14 protein-coding genes are annotated in these 15,705 nt (G+C 70.1%); 6 read left to right on the top strand and 8 right to left on the bottom strand.

Translation table 11 applies throughout. The features are described from left to right. Window positions 1-199: 199 nt before the first annotated feature. Together rpmG and rpmB are read right to left on the bottom strand one after the other, a co-directional pair. The gene (gene rpmG / locus B1991_RS12065; RefSeq protein WP_136258933.1) at window positions 200-367 is read right to left on the bottom strand and encodes a 50S ribosomal protein L33; all 168 of its coding nucleotides are present in this window, start codon (window positions 365-367) and stop codon (window positions 200-202) included. A gap of 10 nt (window positions 368-377) precedes the next feature. Next, the gene (gene rpmB / locus B1991_RS12060; RefSeq protein ID WP_136258932.1) at window positions 378-614 is read right to left on the bottom strand and encodes a 50S ribosomal protein L28; all 237 of its coding nucleotides are present in this window, start codon (window positions 612-614) and stop codon (window positions 378-380) included. A gap of 313 nt (window positions 615-927) precedes the next feature. Here rpmB and secB point away from each other — a divergent pair, with 313 nt between their 5' ends. The 3 genes from secB to B1991_RS12045 all read left to right on the top strand — a co-directional run bounded on the left by secB (window position 928) and on the right by B1991_RS12045 (window position 5,578). Next, window positions 928-1,431, top strand: a complete 504-nt coding sequence (gene secB / locus B1991_RS12055; RefSeq protein WP_136258931.1) for a protein-export chaperone SecB — start codon at window positions 928-930, stop codon at window positions 1,429-1,431. A gap of 9 nt (window positions 1,432-1,440) precedes the next feature. Beyond that, window positions 1,441-2,466, top strand: a complete 1,026-nt coding sequence (locus B1991_RS12050) for an NAD(P)H-dependent glycerol-3-phosphate dehydrogenase (RefSeq protein ID WP_136258930.1) — start codon at window positions 1,441-1,443, stop codon at window positions 2,464-2,466. Window positions 2,467-2,560: 94 nt separating this feature from the next. Beyond that, a complete protein-coding gene (locus tag B1991_RS12045; RefSeq protein ID WP_136258929.1) occupies window positions 2,561-5,578 on the top strand; it encodes a DEAD/DEAH box helicase in 3,018 nt (1,005 codons plus the stop codon). Window positions 5,579-5,616: 38 nt separating this feature from the next. Here the strand turns inward: B1991_RS12045 and B1991_RS12040 are convergent, their stop codons facing one another. The 3 genes from B1991_RS12040 to glk form a co-directional block, all read right to left on the bottom strand. Beyond that, the gene (locus tag B1991_RS12040; RefSeq protein WP_136258928.1) at window positions 5,617-5,937 is read right to left on the bottom strand and encodes a hypothetical protein; all 321 of its coding nucleotides are present in this window, start codon (window positions 5,935-5,937) and stop codon (window positions 5,617-5,619) included. A 111-nt stretch (window positions 5,938-6,048) separates the two neighbouring features. Further along, window positions 6,049-6,732 (bottom strand): HAD family hydrolase, encoded by a 684-nt coding sequence (locus B1991_RS12035; protein WP_136258927.1) that lies wholly within the window; start codon window positions 6,730-6,732, stop codon window positions 6,049-6,051. Next, window positions 6,719-7,756, bottom strand: coding sequence for a glucokinase (gene glk / locus B1991_RS12030; RefSeq protein ID WP_136258926.1), 1,038 nt, complete (start codon window positions 7,754-7,756; stop codon window positions 6,719-6,721). The genes B1991_RS12035 and glk overlap by 14 nt, the downstream gene beginning before the upstream one ends. Before the next feature lie 158 nt (window positions 7,757-7,914). Between glk and hemB the strand changes: the two genes are divergently transcribed. Together hemB and B1991_RS12020 are read left to right on the top strand one after the other, a co-directional pair. Beyond that, window positions 7,915-8,907 carry a porphobilinogen synthase gene (hemB, locus tag B1991_RS12025; RefSeq protein ID WP_136258925.1) on the top strand — a complete coding sequence of 331 codons (993 nt, stop codon included), beginning with the start codon at window positions 7,915-7,917 and terminating at the stop codon, window positions 8,905-8,907. 185 nt (window positions 8,908-9,092) lie between these two features. Beyond that, window positions 9,093-10,661, top strand: coding sequence for a tetratricopeptide repeat-containing sulfotransferase family protein (locus B1991_RS12020; RefSeq protein WP_246031156.1), 1,569 nt, complete (start codon window positions 9,093-9,095; stop codon window positions 10,659-10,661). 30 nt (window positions 10,662-10,691) lie between these two features. On the opposite strand, the gene B1991_RS12015 is transcribed toward B1991_RS12020, so the two are convergent. Beyond that, window positions 10,692-12,734: a transglycosylase SLT domain-containing protein gene (locus tag B1991_RS12015; RefSeq protein WP_136258923.1), complete on the bottom strand. Its 2,043-nt coding sequence runs from the start codon at window positions 12,732-12,734 to the stop codon at window positions 10,692-10,694. Window positions 12,735-12,862: 128 nt separating this feature from the next. Here B1991_RS12015 and B1991_RS12010 point away from each other — a divergent pair, with 128 nt between their 5' ends. Further along, window positions 12,863-14,470 carry a glycoside hydrolase family 17 protein gene (locus tag B1991_RS12010; RefSeq protein WP_136258922.1) on the top strand — a complete coding sequence of 536 codons (1,608 nt, stop codon included), beginning with the start codon at window positions 12,863-12,865 and terminating at the stop codon, window positions 14,468-14,470. On the opposite strand, the gene B1991_RS12005 is transcribed toward B1991_RS12010, so the two are convergent. Further along, the gene (locus B1991_RS12005) at window positions 14,372-14,788 is read right to left on the bottom strand and encodes a hypothetical protein (protein WP_136258921.1); all 417 of its coding nucleotides are present in this window, start codon (window positions 14,786-14,788) and stop codon (window positions 14,372-14,374) included. The two genes, B1991_RS12010 and B1991_RS12005, sit on opposite strands and share 99 nt — an antisense overlap. Continuing rightward, window positions 14,785-15,600, bottom strand: coding sequence for an endonuclease/exonuclease/phosphatase family protein (locus tag B1991_RS12000; protein WP_136258920.1), 816 nt, complete (start codon window positions 15,598-15,600; stop codon window positions 14,785-14,787). Before B1991_RS12000 ends, B1991_RS12005 begins: the two co-directional genes overlap by 4 nt. Window positions 15,601-15,705: the final 105 nt, after the last annotated feature.

Below are 15,705 nucleotides of genomic sequence, written 5' to 3'. Positions count from 1 at the left end.
TTTAAAAGAGACAGATGCCGTCGAGGCGTGCATCGTTGCTGCTTTCGCCGGGTGTTGCGGCGAGATCGCTCGCGTGGGTGTGCGGGGCAAAGAAAAACCCGCCACGAGGGCGGGTTTTGAGTATCTCACTGGATCCCTGCCTGCGCAGGGATGACGTCATGGCAAAGGCATTCGCGCGATGCGCGAACGCGCCATGACGTCACTTGATCTTGCCTTCCTTGTAGATCACGTGCTTGCGCACGACCGGATCGTACTTCTTGAATTCGAACTTTTCCGGGGTGTTCTTCTTGTTCTTCTGCGTGGTGTAGAAGTGGCCGGTGCCGGCCGAAGAAATCAGGCGGATCTTGTCTTGCGATTTGTTGGCCATGGTGTGCTCCTCAGACCTTTTCGCCGCGGGCACGCATGTCGGCAATCACGGCTTCGATGCCATTCTTGTCGATCGTGCGCAGGGCGTGGTTGGAAACGCGCAGCTTGATCCAGCGGCTTTCGCTGGGGACCCAGAAACGACGCTCGTGCAGGTTGGGCAACCAGCGGCGACGGGTCTTGTTGTTGGCGTGCGAGACATTGTTGCCGCTCTGCACACCCTTTCCGGTGACTTGACATACACGGGCCATGACGACCTCCCAAGAATGGCTTCGGTTGAAGCCGTGATTGCCACCCGTTGGCCAGGGCGGCATCGGCCCAGCGACGCTGGTGCGCCACGCAATGCCGGAGATGTTGCATGGCCCGGTCGCGTGGGTCCGCATTGCGTGGCGGACCACCCGGAGAACCGGGCCGACATGAGGCGAGCCGCGCATTGTCGCAGAAACAAGCGGTTGGGCGCAATCCTCGGCCATCCGCGCAAGGGCGCGATGGGTGCGCCAGACGGGGATGTATGGAACAATCTGTCTCTTTGCTCGACCGCCCAGACTTTGAGAGGAACACCCGATGGCACAAGAGATCACCAACGACCAGGCCAACGGCCAGGCCAGTCAGCCGCAGCTGGTGATGCAGAAGATCTACGTGAAGGACGTCTCCTTCGAGGCGCCCAACGCGCCGCAGATCTTCCAGGATATCGACGAGAACGCGCAGCCGCAGGTGCAGTTGAACCTGGGCCAGAAGGCCAGCGACCTGGGCAACGACCTGTATGAAGTGGTGCTCAGCCTCACCCTGACCTGCACCGTGGGCCAGCGCACCGCCTATCTGGCGGAAGTGGAGCAGGCCGGCGTGTTCGGCATCGCCGGTTTCAACGACACCGACAAGGCCGGCATCCTGGGCAGCTATTGCCCGAACCTGCTGTTCCCGTATGCGCGCCAGGTGATTTCCTCGATGGTGCTCGAAGGCGGCTTCCCGCCGTTCCTGCTGCAGCCGATCAATTTCGACGCGTTGTTCGCCGAACAGCAGCGCCGTGCCGCCGGCGGCGACGAAACCCCGGTCATGCTCAACAGCTGAACCCGGACCATGCCTGACAAGCCGAAGCTGACGGTGCTCGGCGCCGGCTCCTGGGGCACGGCGCTGGCGGCTCTGTGCGCCCGCAACGGCGTGCCTACCCGCCTGTGGGGCCGCGATGCGGGGGCCTTGGCGCAGATGGCGGCGCAGCGTTGCAACGCGCGCTACCTGCCCGATGTGGCCCTGCCGGAAACCCTGCAGTACGAGGCCAACCTGGGCACGGCCGTGCGCGGTGCCGACATCGTGCTGATCGTGGTGCCCAGTCACGCGTTCGCGGCGATGCTCGATGCGCTGGTGCCGCTGCTCGATGCCGGCACGGCGATCGCGTGGGCGGCCAAGGGCTTCGAGCCCGGTACCGGGCGTTTCCTGCACGAGCTGGTGGCGGAGAAGTTGCCGGGCCGGCCAGCCGCGGTGGTCACCGGGCCGTCGTTCGCCAAGGAAGTGGCCACCGGCCTGCCCAGCGCAGTCACCGTGCACTCCGACGACGATGCTTTCGCGCAACGACTCGCCGGCCTGCTGCATGCGCCCAATCTGCGCGCGTACTCCGGCGGCGACGTGCTCGGCGCCGAACTCGGCGGCGCGATGAAGAACGTGCTGGCGGTCGCCACCGGCATCGCCGACGGCATGAACCTGGGCCTCAACGCCCGCGCCGGCCTGATCACCCGCGGCATGAACGAGATGCTGCGCCTGGGTGTGGCGCTGGGCGCGCGGCCGGAAACGCTGATCGGCCTGTCGGGCCTCGGTGATCTGGTGCTGACCTGCACCGGCGACCTCTCGCGCAATCGCCGGCTCGGTCTGGCGTTGGGCCAGGGCGTGGCAATCGACGAGGCGGTGCGCCGCATCGGCCAGGTGGTGGAGAGCATCCTCACCGCCGATGAAGTGGCGCGGCTGGCTGCCAAACACGGCCTGGACCTGCCGATCAGCGCCGGCGTGCGCGCCGTGCTGCACGGCGAGGTCACCCCGGCCGAGGGGCTCAAGGCACTGATGGCGCGCGAGCAGAAGCCGGAATATCCGCACGGCCTGTTCGGCCGCGACTGACGCGGTGGTGGCGGCGAACGTCGCGATCATCGTCGCATCCGGTGCCGGCACTGCTAAGCTCAAGCATTTGGTCGTCGCCACGGAACGCACGCGGATGCCGCAACCGGACGAGAAGCAGCGCATCGCCAGTCCCCCTGCTGGCGACGACGAAGCCCTGCCGCTGGCCTGGCGGCGGCTGCTCGCCGCGCCCAAACCCGCGGCTGGCGACGACGGTAGCGTGCTGGGCTTCTTTGTCGAGGTGATGCCCGAGGAGGGCGCAGCCTTTGCGCGGGTGGACGTGGCGCCGGTGCTGCTCAGCGTGGCCGAGCACGGCCGTTACAGCCGCCCGGTGCCGCTGGACAGCCGCCATCTGGTGCAGACCCCGCTGCAACCGCACGAGCAGCGCCTGGCCGCCAGCGTGCTCGGCCTGCCGCTGAGCGTGCGCAAGAGTCGCAGCTATGCCCGGCTCGGCGGCCACGTCGGCGACAGCCTGCTGGCCGAGGTGCTCGACACCGCGCCGTGCTTCCTGGGTGGGCTGGCCGGCCTGCGTCTGTCGCGCGGCAAGTCCCACCAGCTCAACTGGCACTGGCAGATGGATCCCGACGGCAGCCAGCGCCTGCTGCCGCTGCTGCCCAACAACCAGCGCCTGCTGCGCGTCGGTGCGTTGTGGTACCTGGACGCCGAGCGCGCGACCCTGGGCCTGTTCGATGCGCCGGCCGAGGAAACCCAGTGGCTGGAGCTGCCGCCGCTGAAACACGAACACGGCCGCCGCCTGCGCAACAAGCTGCCGAACAGCCGGCTGGCCACGCGCGTGCCGCTGCCGCAGGTGTTCGGCGATCTCAAGCGCTCGCAACTGGCGCCCAAGCCGGTGCTGATCCTGCATGCGCTGACCCGCCACGCGCGGCTGGCGGCCGGCACGCCGCCGCTGGGCTATGCGCGGCTGGCTTTCGATTACGCCGGGGAGCGCCTGCCCGGTCGCGGCGGCGAACCGCTGGTACGCCGCGTGCGCAACGACCAGCTGGTCGAGATCACCCGTCGCCGCGCCGAGGAACTGGCCGCGATGGAGCAGCTCGAACGCGCTGGGCTCACCCCCGGCGTGGACACCGAAGGCCTGCCGTGGGACGTGGCCGAAACCCTGCCCGAAGATGCCTGGCTGTTCCCCGGGGCCGGCTATGCCGGGGCACTGGAGGTCAACACGCCGGCGCGCTGGCTGGCATTGCGCCCGAAGCTGGAGGAGGAAGGCTTTGTCGTCGAATACGCACCCAGCTTCCCCTTCGAGGTGCTGGAGGGGCCGGTGCGCTGGTACGGCCAGGCGGCCGAGGACGTCGACGACCATGCCTTCGACCTGGAGATCGGCATCGAGGTCGATGGCCAGCGCCACAACCTTCTGCCGGCGGTGGCGCAGGCGCTGGCCGAACATCAGTTGACGCTCAGCCCGGCGGCGAACGAGCCGGAGGACGCGGTGTGGTACGCGCCGGTCGATGCGCGCCGCCGCGTGCCGGTGCGCCTGCGCGAACTGCGCGGCCTGCTGGCGCCACTGGCCGAATACCTGGAGAAACCGCGCAAGGCACTCCACCTGCCGCGCGTGCAGGCCGGCCGGCTGGAGGAACTGGCCGCCGCCATGCCCGTCGGCGGCACGCTGCAGGCGGCCGAGCCGCTGCTGGGTTTCGCCGCGCGCCTGCGCGATGCCGCCGCGCGCGCCAGCGACGCCGTGCCCGAGGGACTCGCCGCCGAACTGCGGCCCTACCAGCGCGAAGGCCTGCGCTGGTTGAACGCGTTGGCGGAAGCCGGCGTCGGCGGCGTGCTGGCCGACGACATGGGCCTGGGCAAGACCCTGCAACTGATCACCCACCTGCTCTCGCTCAAGCAAGGTGGTGCGCTGTCCCAGCCCGCGCTGATCGTGGTGCCGACCAGCCTGATCCCGAACTGGCAATCGGAGATCGCGCGCTTTGCGCCGATGCTGCGGGTGCTGACCCTGCACGGCCCGCAGCGCGCCGAAGACTTCGACCAGCTCGGCGCGCAGGACATCGTGCTGACCAGCTACGCCCTGCTGCCGCGTGACGTCGCCGCGTTGCGGCAGCAGTCGTTCGCGCTGATCGTGCTGGACGAGGCGCAGCAGGTGAAGAACCCGCGCACGCAGGCACGCCGCGCGTTGCTCAGCCTGCGCACGCCGCGCTACCTGTGCCTCACCGGCACGCCGCTGGAAAATCATCTGGGCGAGCTGTGGTCGCAGATCGACCTGGCCGTGCCCGGGCTGCTCGGCGACGAAGGTGCATTCCGCCGCCACTACCGCGTGCCGATCGAGAAACAGCGCGACGAGGAGTGCCAGCAGCGCCTGAACCTGCGCCTGGCGCCGTTCATCCTGCGCCGGACCAAGGCGCAGGTGGCGAAGGAGCTGCCATCGAAAACCGAGATCACCCGCCGCGTGGTGCTGGAAGGCCGCCAGCGCGAGCTGTACGAAGGCCTGCGCCTGTCGCTGGCCGAGGAGCTGCGCGAGGTGATCGCCCAGCGCGGCATTGCGCATTCGGGCATCGTGGTGCTCGATGCGCTGCTCAAGCTGCGCCAGGTCTGCTGCGATCCGCGCCTGGTGAAACTCGAAGCGGCGCGCGGCGTGCGCGAGTCGGCCAAGTTCGAGCTGCTGATGGACATGCTGCCCGCGCTGCTGGACGAAGGCCGCAAGGTGCTGCTGTTCTCCCAGTTCACCGGCATGCTGAAACTGATCGCCGCCGAGCTCGATCGTCGCCGCATCCGCTACGTCACCCTCACCGGCGACACCCGCGACCGCGCCGAGCCGGTGCAGCGCTTCCAGGACGGCGAGGTGCCGCTGTTCCTGCTCTCGCTGAAGGCCGGCGGCGTGGGCCTCAACCTCACCGCCGCCGACACGGTGATCCACTACGACCCATGGTGGAACCCCGCCGCCGAGGCGCAGGCCAGCGACCGCGCGCACCGCATCGGCCAGGACAAGCCGGTGTTCGTGTTCCGCCTGATCACCAGCGGCACGGTGGAAGAGCGCATCGAGGAACTGAAACTGCGCAAGGCCGAACTCGCCGACGCCGTGCTCGAAGGTGGCGGCAGCCGCGAAAAGCTGCGCTTCGACGAAGGCGACCTGGATACCTTGCTGGCACCCGGTTAGCGCGCCAGCTCACCACACCCGTCCGGGTGGGAGTCGTGTCACGACCCCGGCGGCAGTCGCGTGCGCAGCAGGGCGTCGACCGACTGCTGCCACTGCGGCGAGCCCGGCGTGGACTGCGGCGCTTCCTCGCCCAGCTTGCGCTGCACGGCCTGGTTCCACTCGGGCGAACCGGGGTCAGGGCCGTGGCCCTTGTCACTGATGCCCAGCGACTGATCGACCCAGGCCAGCCATTCCGGCGAACCCAGGGCGGGATTGGCGGGTGCCGTCTGCGTCTCGCCGGGGGGCGCCGGAGGCGTGGGCGCGGGCGAGCAGGCGGCGAGCAGCAGGGCGAGCGGAAGGCTGGCGATGAGGCGGCGCATGGGACGGCTCCGGAAAGGACGGTGGTGCCGGTTCAGCCTAGCGTCCGACTTGTCGCCGGTGATTAACTTTTCATGATGCGCGCAGCGCGGGTTCAGCGAAGCGCGGTCGGCTCAGTCGCGTGCGGCCACTTCGTCGATGTGGCGCAGCAGGTCGGCGGGGTCGTCGTAGACGCGAAATGCACCGGACTGCTGCAGCTCGGCGTGGCCGTAGCCGCCGGACAGCAGGCCCACGCCCAGCGTGCGGGCGCGTTGCGCGGCGAGCATGTCCCACACGCTGTCGCCGATCACCAGCGATTGCCGGATGTCCACGCCGAGCCGCTCGGCCGCTTCGATGAACAGATCCGGGTCGGGCTTGGCGTGGCGCACCTGGTCGCGCGTCACCACCGGGACCCTCGACGGATCGACACCGAGCGCCTCCAGGTTGTGCCGCGCCGTTTCCATCCGCCCGCTGGTGGCGATCGCCCACGGGATGTCCTGCGCGGCGAGGTACTCCAGCAGTTCGCGCGCGCCGGGCAGCGGTCGCACCGCGCCTTGCGCATGCATGCGGTTGAACGCCTCGGCGTGATGCGCGCGCATGCGATCCAGTCGCTCGGCCGTGATCGGCAAAGTCGTCTCGCGCAACAGCATGTTGGCGAACAGGCCGCCGCTCATGCCGATCTTGCGATGGATCCGCCACACCGAAATGTCCAGCCCTTCGGCGTCCAGCGCCTGCTTCCACGCCAGCACGTGCTGGTAGACGCTGTCGATCAGGGTGCCGTCCAGATCGAACAGGAAGGCGCCGTCACGCCGCGGCATGGCCGCTCTCGCGCCGCGGCAGCAGCGGCCGGCCCGAGTCCAGCACGGCCAGCGCGGCGCCGCCGAGCAGGCCCGGTTCCGGATTCATGATCGCCTGGGTGGGCACCTTTTCCATGATGTCGCGGAAGCGACCCTTGGCTTCGAAGCGCTCGCGGAAGCGCCCGCGTTCCAGCCACGGCAGCAGCACCGGAATCAGTCCACCGGTCAGGTAGACGCCGTCCCAGGCGCCGAGCGTGAGTACCAGGTCACCGGCCACGCTGCCGAAGATGCCGGCGAAGGTTTCCACCGTGCGCGTGCACAGCGGGCAGCTGTCGGCCTTGGCGCGGGCGGTGATGTCCTCGGGCTTCAGGTCGGCCGGTTGCGCGCCGACCATGTGGCAGATCGCGTCGTACAGGTTCACCAAGCCCTGGCCACAGATCAGCCGCTCGTTGGAGACGCGGCCGTACTTGTGGTTGAGGTAGTCGAGGATGGCGATGTCCTCCGGCGTGTGTGCGGCGAAGCCGGCGTGGCCGCCTTCGGTCTGCAGCACGCTGCAGTGGCCGCCGCGCACCAGCAGGCCGCCCACGCCCAGCCCGGTGCCGGGGCCGACGATGGCAAAAGTCTGTTCGTCCTCGGCACCGACCACCGGCCGCGGCACCGGGCCGACGTCGACCAGGTCGTCACCGTGCAGCAGGGTCACCGCCATGCTCTGCGCGGCGAAATCGTTGACCAGGTGCACATGCTCCAGGCCCAGCGCCTCGGCGGTCTGGTGCGCCGAGATCGCCCACGGATTGTTGGTGACCTTCACCGTCTCGCCGTCCACGATGCGTCCGGCCGCGGCGACGATGGCGCGCTTCACCACCAACCCCGTTTCGTCGAGATACTGCCGGGCGGTGGCTACCAGCGAATCGTGCTCGGCGACCCGATAGCGCCGGATGCTGTCGGCCAGCAGCGGGTGCTCGCGCGACGGGTTCGCCACGCCGAAGCGGACGTTGGTGCCACCCAGATCGACGAGCAGGGTGGGTACGCTGCGGGACGGGCTCATGTAGCTTCCTGCGGAAACGGAACAGCAAGCGTGCCGCCGTTGTGCCGCGTAGTCCAGCGTTTTGCATCCGTACGCGCCGGAATGGCGGCGCCGGCGGACCGCGGCTGCGTGCGGGGCAAAGGCGTAAAATAGAGGGCTGCCGACTTGCGAGTACCGCCATGAGCTTTCCCGCCACCCGCATGCGCCGCATGCGCCGCGACGCCTTCTCCCGCGCGCTGATGCGCGAGCACACCTTGCTGCCGAGCGACCTGATCATGGTCGCCTTCGTGATCGAGGGTGAGGGCCTGCGCGAAGCGGTGCCGTCGATGCCGGGCGTGGATCGGCTCTCGATCGACGAACTGCTGAAGCTGGCCGGCGAATGCGTGCGCCTGGGCATTCCCGCGTTGGCGCTGTTCCCCTCGCCCGGCGCCGGGGTGAAATCGCTCGATGCCGCCGAGGCATGGAACCCCGACAACCTGATGCATCGCGCCACCCGCGCGCTGAAGGCGAAGTATCCGGAACTGGGTTTGATCGGCGATGTCGCGCTCGACCCGTACACCACCCACGGCCAGGACGGCCTGATCGACGAGCACGGCTACGTGATGAACGAGCCCACCGTCGAGGCGCTGGTGAAGATGTCGCTGGCGCAGGCCGAGGCGGGCATGGATATCGTGGCGCCGTCGGACATGATGGACGGCCGCGTCGGCACCATCCGCGACGCGCTGGAAGCGGCCGGCCACATCCATACGCGCATCCTCGCCTACTCGGCGAAGTACGCCTCCGCGTTCTACGGCCCGTTCCGCGACGCGGTCGGTTCCTCGGCCAACCTCGGCAAGGGCAACAAGCACACCTACCAGATGGACGTGGGCAACAGCGACGAGGCGCTGCGCGAGATCGAGCTGGACATCGCCGAAGGCGCCGACGCGGTGATGGTGAAACCGGGCATGCCGTATCTCGACGTGCTGCGCCGGGTCAAGGACGCGTTCGGCGTGCCCACCTTCGTGTACCAGGTCAGCGGCGAATACGCGATGCTCAAGGCCGCCTCGCAGAACGGCTGGCTGGACGAGAAGAGCGTGGTGCTGGAAGCACTGACCGCGTTCAAGCGCGCCGGTGCGGATGCCATCCTGAGCTACTACGCGGTGGATGCGGCGCGCTGGTTGCGCGGCGAGTAAGGGCCTTTCCCGGCCGCCTTTGCACGGATGGCGCGTGATGGCTGGCACGCGGAGGGGGCGAGCTCGGCACGCCATCGCCGCGAACGCGTCTGGAAGCCGCCGGCACCCTCGCGTAAGCTGGCGAGCGGGGCCGATGAAATGGCCGGGGGCGAATGAGGATGGGGGAGTTGCAGGATCACCCGTTGTTGACTGATCGCGCCGCCGGCTTGCCGGCGGCGGCGACGGTTCTGCTCGGGCAGGCGGAGGCCGCGCTGCAGGCGCAGGATCCGCAGGCCGCCGAGGTGGCGCTCGATGGCGTGCTGGCGATACTGCCCGATTGCGCCGAGGCCTTGCGCATGCAGGGCGTGGTGCGCCACCTGCGCGGCGATTACGTGGCTGCCGTGGCGGTGTTGCAGCGCGCGCGGGCGTTGCAGCCGGATGATCCGCTGGTGCGCATGAACCTGGCGACGGCGCTGTTTGCCGCGGGCGAGCCCGCCGCGGCGATCGCCGGCTTGCAGCGCTGCTGCGCGATGGCGCCGGGTTTCGCGCCGGCATGGTTCAACCTGGGCAAGATGTACATGCTGCAGCAGCGTCCGGCCGGGGCGGTCACGGCCCTGCACCGCGCGCTGGATGCCGAACCCGGCCACGTGCCGTCGCGGATGCTGCTGGCGCAGGCGCAGGCGAGTCTGGGCGCGCTGGAGCCGGCCGGCGAAAACTATCGCGCGGTGCTGCGCCTGCAGCCGGACCAGGCCGATGCATGGGTCGGCCTGGCCGACCTGGAAACGGCGCGATTCAGCGCGGCGGACGCGGCTCAGCTCGAACAACTGCTGGGCTCGCCACTGGCCAGTCCGCGGGCACGAGTTTGCCTGGGTTTTGCGTTGACCCGCGCACTGGAAGACCAGGGCGACTACGCCGGTGCCTTTCGCACGTTGCGCAAGGCCAATGCGCAGATGTACCGCCAGCTCGCCTGGAATCCGGCCAGGGCCACGGCGCAGATGCAGGCGATGCGCCGCGTGTTCGACGCACCGCGGGCCGGTGCCGCCGACGCGAGACTGGGCGAGGGGATGATCTTCGTGGTCGGCATGCCGCAGGCCGGTTCGCGGCTGACCGTGCAAGTGCTGGCCGCGCATCCGGCCGTGGCGGTGGTCGACGAAACGCAGGTGGTCGAGCAGGTACTCAAGGCCGAAACGCAGCGGCTGAGGCAGCCCCGTGCGCAGTGGATGGCGCACGCGACGCCGGCGGACTGGCAGCGGCTGGGCCAGGAGTACCTCGCCCGCACCGCGTCATGGCGCGGCGACCGGGCTTGCCTGGTCGACCGCACGCCGGACAACTGGCGGCTGGTCGGCGCGATCCGCGCGATGCTGCCGGGTGCGCGCGTGGTGGACAGTCGTCGTCGTGCGCTGGAAACCTGCTTCTCCTGCTACCGGCAGCTGTTCCTCGATCGCCACGAATTCAGCTATGACCTCGATCACGTGGTCGGCTGCTGGAGCGATTACGACGCGCTGTGCCTGCACTGGCGGCAGCTGTTTCCCGGCGGCTTTCTCGAACACCACTACGAGGCGTGGCGCGCCGAACCGGTGTTGCAGGTACGTCGCCTGCTGGCGTTCTGTGCGCTGCCGTTCGCGCCGGCCTGCGTGGACGTGCACGACGGCGGCGAGCGCATCGTCGGCAGCGTGGCCGAATTGATGCGCCGGGACAGCGAGCGCTGCGCCGCCTACGGCAAGGAGCTCAAGCGCCTGCGTGCCCTGCTGCGGATGCGTGGCGCGGGCGAATGAGCGCCGGCCACGCGGCAGCCCCGCGCGGCCTCACGAGCCTGCGCTGGACGCCGCCGGCGCTGCCACGGACGCGCCTGCGGCCGGCGGAAGTGCCGGACACGCCACTGCCCGCCGCGGCGTGTCCGGCCCCGGCGGCACGTACTGCTGGCCGATCGGACCCATGCGCTGCACCAGCGGTACCACCGCGCGGTTGAGGCGCCAGTCGTAGATCACGCTGAAGGCCATCACGCGGGCGACGTATTCGCGGGTTTCCTTGTACGGGATGGTGGCGACGAACAAGTCCGGCGCCAGCGTGCCGCGTTCGGCCAGCCACACGTCGACGCGGTTCGGGCCGGCGTTGTAGGCCGCGCTGGCCAGCCAAGTCGAGCCGTCGAAACGCTGCGCCATCTGCGCCAGGTAGCGCGTGCCCAGGGCGATGTTGACCACCGGGTCGTACAGGCTGGCGCCGCCGTTCCATGGCAGGCCGGCGGCGCGCGCCACCAGCGCGCCCGTGCTCGGCAGCAGCTGCATCAGGCCGCGGGCGTCGGCGCCGGAACGCGCGTCGCTCATCCACGCGCTCTCGGCGCGCAGGATCGCGTACGCCCATGCCGGATAGATGCCGGCCTGCTCGGCCTGCGGCACCAGGCCATCCTGGCTGGCCAGCGGGAAACGCAGGTCATACAGGCGCAGCGCGTCGCCGCTGCTGAGCGTGAACACCGCGCGGTCGTACCAGCCGCGGCGATTGGCCAGGTCCGCGGCGAGGCGTCGGGTCGCCTCGTCGGCGCCGTGCAGGGCGCGGTTCCATTCGCGCCGCGCCAGCGACGGCAGATCGACCGCAAACAGCTCGAACGCGCGCTGCAGGGCGGGCTGCGTCAGCAATGCCTGCTCGCGGGGCGGGTCACCGGCCAGGCTCAGCGGGCAGATCGCGTAGTCCTGCTGCAGGCGGTCGGCGGCGAGGAAGCCGAAGTAGGTGGCCTGCCCGGCCAGCGCGGCGTATTGCTGTCGTGCGGCAGCGGTGTCGCCGGTGGCGGCGAGCGCGCGGGCGCGGAGGTATTGCCATTCGTCGTCTTGCTGCAGCGATGGCGGCATCGCCGCGATCGCCGCCAGCACCGCCGGCCAGTTCATGCGCGCCAGCGCCACCCGCGCGCGCCATTCGCGGGTGCTGTCGTCCTGTGCGGCAGCGGGCAGTGCGATGAGACGGGCGAGCGCGTTGTCGTCGAAGTCGGTGGCGTGGAACAGCGCCAGCGCACGCAGGATGGCGTCACGTTGCGGGGCGTTGAAGGCGAAGCGCGACTGCAACTGTTGCCACGAGGCGTCGGCGCTGTCCACGTCGCGCCGGGCCTGTCGCACCAGCGCCAGGGTGGCAGCCTGGCGTGCGCGCGGCGTGTCGCTCCAGTGCGAGGCCTTGGCCAGCGCTGCGGCCGGGTCGCGCAAGGCCAGCGCCAGCCGCTGCGCGTCGTCCTGCTGGGCGGCGGGCAACCAGCTCGCCAGGCTGGCGATGGTGCCGGCCTGGCCGGCATCGGCGGCGCGGTCGATGCGCGTCCACAAACGCGCGGCGGTGAGCAGGCCCTGGCGCTGCGCGGCGTCGAGCACCGGGTCGCAGGCGTCGGGCAGGTTCGGCTGCGACCACAGCGCAGCCAAGTCGCGATCGAAGTCCAGCGCGGCGCCTTGTGCGAGCTTCGCCTGCAGCGCGTCGCAGCTCAGCGTGTCGCCGAGGCCCGGCTGGTACAGCGCAAGAAAACCGCTCCAGTCCTGCCGCCGCGCCAGCTCGCGCAGGAAATCCCGGCGCAGGTCGGCGGCGGGAATCCAGTCCGGATACTGCTTGAGGTAGGCCTCGACGGTGGCGCGGTCGACGTTGCGGATGTCGTGTTCCAGCGCTGCCGCTTGCAGGTAGGGATACAGCGGGTAGTCGTGCAGCGTGCCGGCGAGCGCGCGCCAGTCGTCGCCTTGCTCGGCCGCCGCGTAGGCCTGCTTGAACGTGGCGCGTTGCGCCGGCGTCGGCTCGGCGGCCTGCGCGTTGCCGGCGAGCAGCCAGGCGCAGGCCAGCAGCAGGCCGCCCGCGCGCGCCAGGCATGAGGAAGTGAAAACAGGCATGGGGACTCCGCGATTCGATCTGGCGGCAGTGTAGTGGATGGTCTGCAACGTCTTGTTTGGATCGGGTGAACGCATGGCGCGCCCTGCTAAGCTGGCACGCTGATTCGTCGCCATCCACGGTTTGCCGCATGTCATCCGAAGCTGCGCCTGTTGTCCGTCGGGAACCTCTGGCGTGGCTGGCCTTGCTGCTGGCAGCACTGGCATCGCTGTACGGCTGGTGGGCGATCGGCCGGCCGGTGGCGTTGCCCGATGCGCCCACGTCGCGCATCGCCTGCGTGTCGTATGCGCCGTTCCGGCTGGCGGGCGAGTCGCCGCTCGACGCCTCCGCTTTCGTCAGCGCCGAACGCGTCGACCAGGATTTGCGCGCGCTGTCGCAGCGCTTCGATTGCGTGCGCACCTACTCGCAGGGGCAGGGCCTCAGCGCGGTGCCGCGGATCGCCCGCCGCTACGGCATGAAGGTGCTGCTCGGCATCTGGCTGGGGCAGGACCCCAAGGCGAACGACGAACAGATCCGTCTCGGCATCGCCACCGCGCGCGCCTACCCGGACGTGGTGCGCGCGGTGATCGTCGGCAACGAGGTGTTGTTGCGCGGCGAGCTGTCGTCGGCGCAGCTGGCGGCCGATCTGGCGCGCGTGCGCGAGGCGGTGCCCGAGCCGGTGACCTATGCCGACGTGTGGGAGTTCTGGTTGCGCCATCCCGAGCTGGCCGCTTCGGTGGACTACCTCACCATCCACATCCTGCCGTACTGGGAAGACCGGCCGGTGCCGCCGGAACGCGCGGTGCAGCACGTGGCGGCGGTGTACGCGAAGGTGAGCGCGGCATTTCCCGGGCGGCGCGTGATGATCGGCGAAACCGGCTGGCCCAGCGCCGGCCGCCCGCGCCAGGCGGCCAGCGCCAGCGTGGTGGACGAGGCGCGCTACCTGCGCGACTTCCTGCGCTACGCGGAGAAGACCGGCCTGCCGTACAACGTGATCGAAGCGTTCGACCAGCCGTGGAAGCGCGCGCAGGAAGGCACGGTAGGCGGCTACTGGGGCATTTTCGATGCCCAGGCGCGGCCGAAGTTTGCGATGACCGGGCCGGTGGTGGAGATGACGCGCTGGTGGCTGGGCTGGCTGGCCGCGGCGCTGGGTGGCGTGATCTTCGCGCTGGCCGGCACATGGCGACGTCGCCGGCACGGCTGGCGCGAGCGGCTGGCACGGGGCTTGGCGGGCGTGGCCAGCGGTGGCGCCATCGCCTGGCAATTCCGGCAGATGTGGTTTGCGTGCCGCAATCCGTGGGAGTGGACGATCTCGCTGGCCGCCTGCGTGCTGGCCGTGTTCACCGCGCTGCGGCTGGCGCGCTGGATCGCCGGGCGGCTGGCCGGAGCGCCGCGGCCGGGTGGCGCCGGCGGCTGGCGCACGCCGTGGCTGTTCGCGCTGGCGTACTACGGGCTGTTGCTGGTTTTCGACGGACGCTATCGCGATTTCCCGCTGGGCCTGTTCGCACTGCCGTGCGTGGGCCATGCGCTGGCGGGGTGGCTGTCCCGCGCAAGCGAGCGGGTGCGGCCCGCGCTGGAGCAGCGCTTCCTCGCCGCGTGCCTGCCGCTGCTGGGCGTGGTCGTGGTGGTGCAGGAGGCCGGGCTCGACCCGACCGCGTGGTCATGGCTGGTGCTGAACCTGCTGTTCGCCTGGCCGGTGTGGCGTGCGTGGCGCGCGGGCGTCCGCCTGCAGGCGCAGCAGGCGCAGGCTGCCCAGTAGCAAGGCCAGCGCGCCGGCCTCGGCGCCGTACAACTGCATCGCGAACACGCCCAGCGCGGCAGCCAGCCAGGCCAGCGACGGGCGCCGCAGCAGCCACGCCGGCAGCAGCGCGACGAGCGCGAGCGAGCCGTAGACGTGGTGCAGGAAACCCAGCACCAGCCACGTGCGCAGCGTGCACCACGCAGGGCCGTGGCCGCTGCCGCACAACTGCCCGATCGCGCTGGATTCGATCAGCCCGAAACGCAGCGCGGTGGCACCCAGCCCCACCGCCAGCAGCGCCAGCCACCATCCCGCGGCGCGCCACGGCAGCGAGGTCATCGGCGCTTCTTCCGGTTCGAGCTGCGGCCGCCGACGTGAGCGGGCAGGCGGATTTCCGCGGCCACCGGCAGGTGGTCGGAGAACGCCTGCGGCAGCGTCCAGGTCTTGTCCAGCTGGATCGCCTCGGAGGTGAGGATGTGGTCCAGCGCCCGCCGCGGCTTCCAGCTGGGGAAGGTGGGCGTGGGCTGCGCCGGCGGCTGCAGGCTGCTCTTGCCGAACAGCTGGCGCATTTCCACGCTGCCGGGCTCGGTGTTGAGATCGCCCATCAGCACGGCATGGCGGAAATCCTGCAGCAGCTCGGCGATGAAACCGAGCTGGCGCGCGCGCGCCGGGGCGCTCAGCGAGAGATGGGCGATCATCACCGCCAACGCGTCCTCGCCTTCGCCGAATTGCGCCAGCAGGGCGCCGCGGCCGGGGATGCGGCTGGGCAGCGGGTAGTCCATCACGGCAGTGGGTTCCAGCCGGCTGATCAGGCCGTTGGCCGAGTGCGCCAGCCTGGCCATCGCGCGGTTCGGCTGGTGACTCCAGAACGGCAGGCCGGAGGTTTCGGCGAGGTAACGGGTCTGGTTGAGGAAGCCCGAACGCAGGCTGCCGGCGTCGGCTTCCTGCAGGCCGATCACGTCGAACCCGGCCAGCACCTCGGCCAGACGGTCGAGGTTGTCCATCTTGCTGCGCCCGGGCAGCACCGCCTTGAGGCTGCGGGTCAGGTAGTCGCGGTAATGCGCCACGCTGGCGCCGGCCAGGATGTTGCAGCTGAGCAGGCGCAGGCGGCGCTCGGCGGGGGCAGTGGCAGGGGCAGCAGCAGGATTCATGACAACACGGGGCAGAAGAGGGAAGCGGAGGCCTTCAGCGGCCGGCCTGGCCGCCCGCTTGACCTGCAGCATGCACGCTGCCGCATGAACGCGACGGGGGATGCG

It is taken from the genome of Rhodanobacter lindaniclasticus (genome assembly GCF_004799035.1).
In the GTDB taxonomy this organism is placed as follows: domain Bacteria; phylum Pseudomonadota; class Gammaproteobacteria; order Xanthomonadales; family Rhodanobacteraceae; genus Rhodanobacter; species Rhodanobacter lindaniclasticus.
The sequence above is the reverse complement of the archived record's forward strand: the minus strand, read 5'-3'. Positions and strand labels throughout refer to the sequence as shown.

Excerpts from the sequence above, each read along its gene's own strand:
- rpmG (WP_136258933.1), bottom strand. The coding sequence starts at position 367 with ATGGCCAACAAATCGCAAGACAAGATCCGCCTGATTTCTTCGGCCGGC.
- rpmB (WP_136258932.1), bottom strand. The coding sequence starts at position 614 with ATGGCCCGTGTATGTCAAGTCACCGGAAAGGGTGTGCAGAGCGGCAAC.
- secB (WP_136258931.1), top strand. The coding sequence starts at position 928 with ATGGCACAAGAGATCACCAACGACCAGGCCAACGGCCAGGCCAGTCAG.
- B1991_RS12050 (WP_136258930.1), top strand. The coding sequence starts at position 1,441 with ATGCCTGACAAGCCGAAGCTGACGGTGCTCGGCGCCGGCTCCTGGGGC.
- B1991_RS12045 (WP_136258929.1), top strand. The coding sequence starts at position 2,561 with ATGCCGCAACCGGACGAGAAGCAGCGCATCGCCAGTCCCCCTGCTGGC.
- B1991_RS12040 (WP_136258928.1), bottom strand. The coding sequence starts at position 5,937 with ATGCGCCGCCTCATCGCCAGCCTTCCGCTCGCCCTGCTGCTCGCCGCC.
- B1991_RS12035 (WP_136258927.1), bottom strand. The coding sequence starts at position 6,732 with ATGCCGCGGCGTGACGGCGCCTTCCTGTTCGATCTGGACGGCACCCTG.
- glk (WP_136258926.1), bottom strand. The coding sequence starts at position 7,756 with ATGAGCCCGTCCCGCAGCGTACCCACCCTGCTCGTCGATCTGGGTGGC.
- hemB (WP_136258925.1), top strand. The coding sequence starts at position 7,915 with ATGAGCTTTCCCGCCACCCGCATGCGCCGCATGCGCCGCGACGCCTTC.
- B1991_RS12015 (WP_136258923.1), bottom strand. The coding sequence starts at position 12,734 with ATGCCTGTTTTCACTTCCTCATGCCTGGCGCGCGCGGGCGGCCTGCTG.
- B1991_RS12010 (WP_136258922.1), top strand. The coding sequence starts at position 12,863 with ATGTCATCCGAAGCTGCGCCTGTTGTCCGTCGGGAACCTCTGGCGTGG.
- B1991_RS12005 (WP_136258921.1), bottom strand. The coding sequence starts at position 14,788 with ATGACCTCGCTGCCGTGGCGCGCCGCGGGATGGTGGCTGGCGCTGCTG.
- B1991_RS12000 (WP_136258920.1), bottom strand. The coding sequence starts at position 15,600 with ATGAATCCTGCTGCTGCCCCTGCCACTGCCCCCGCCGAGCGCCGCCTG.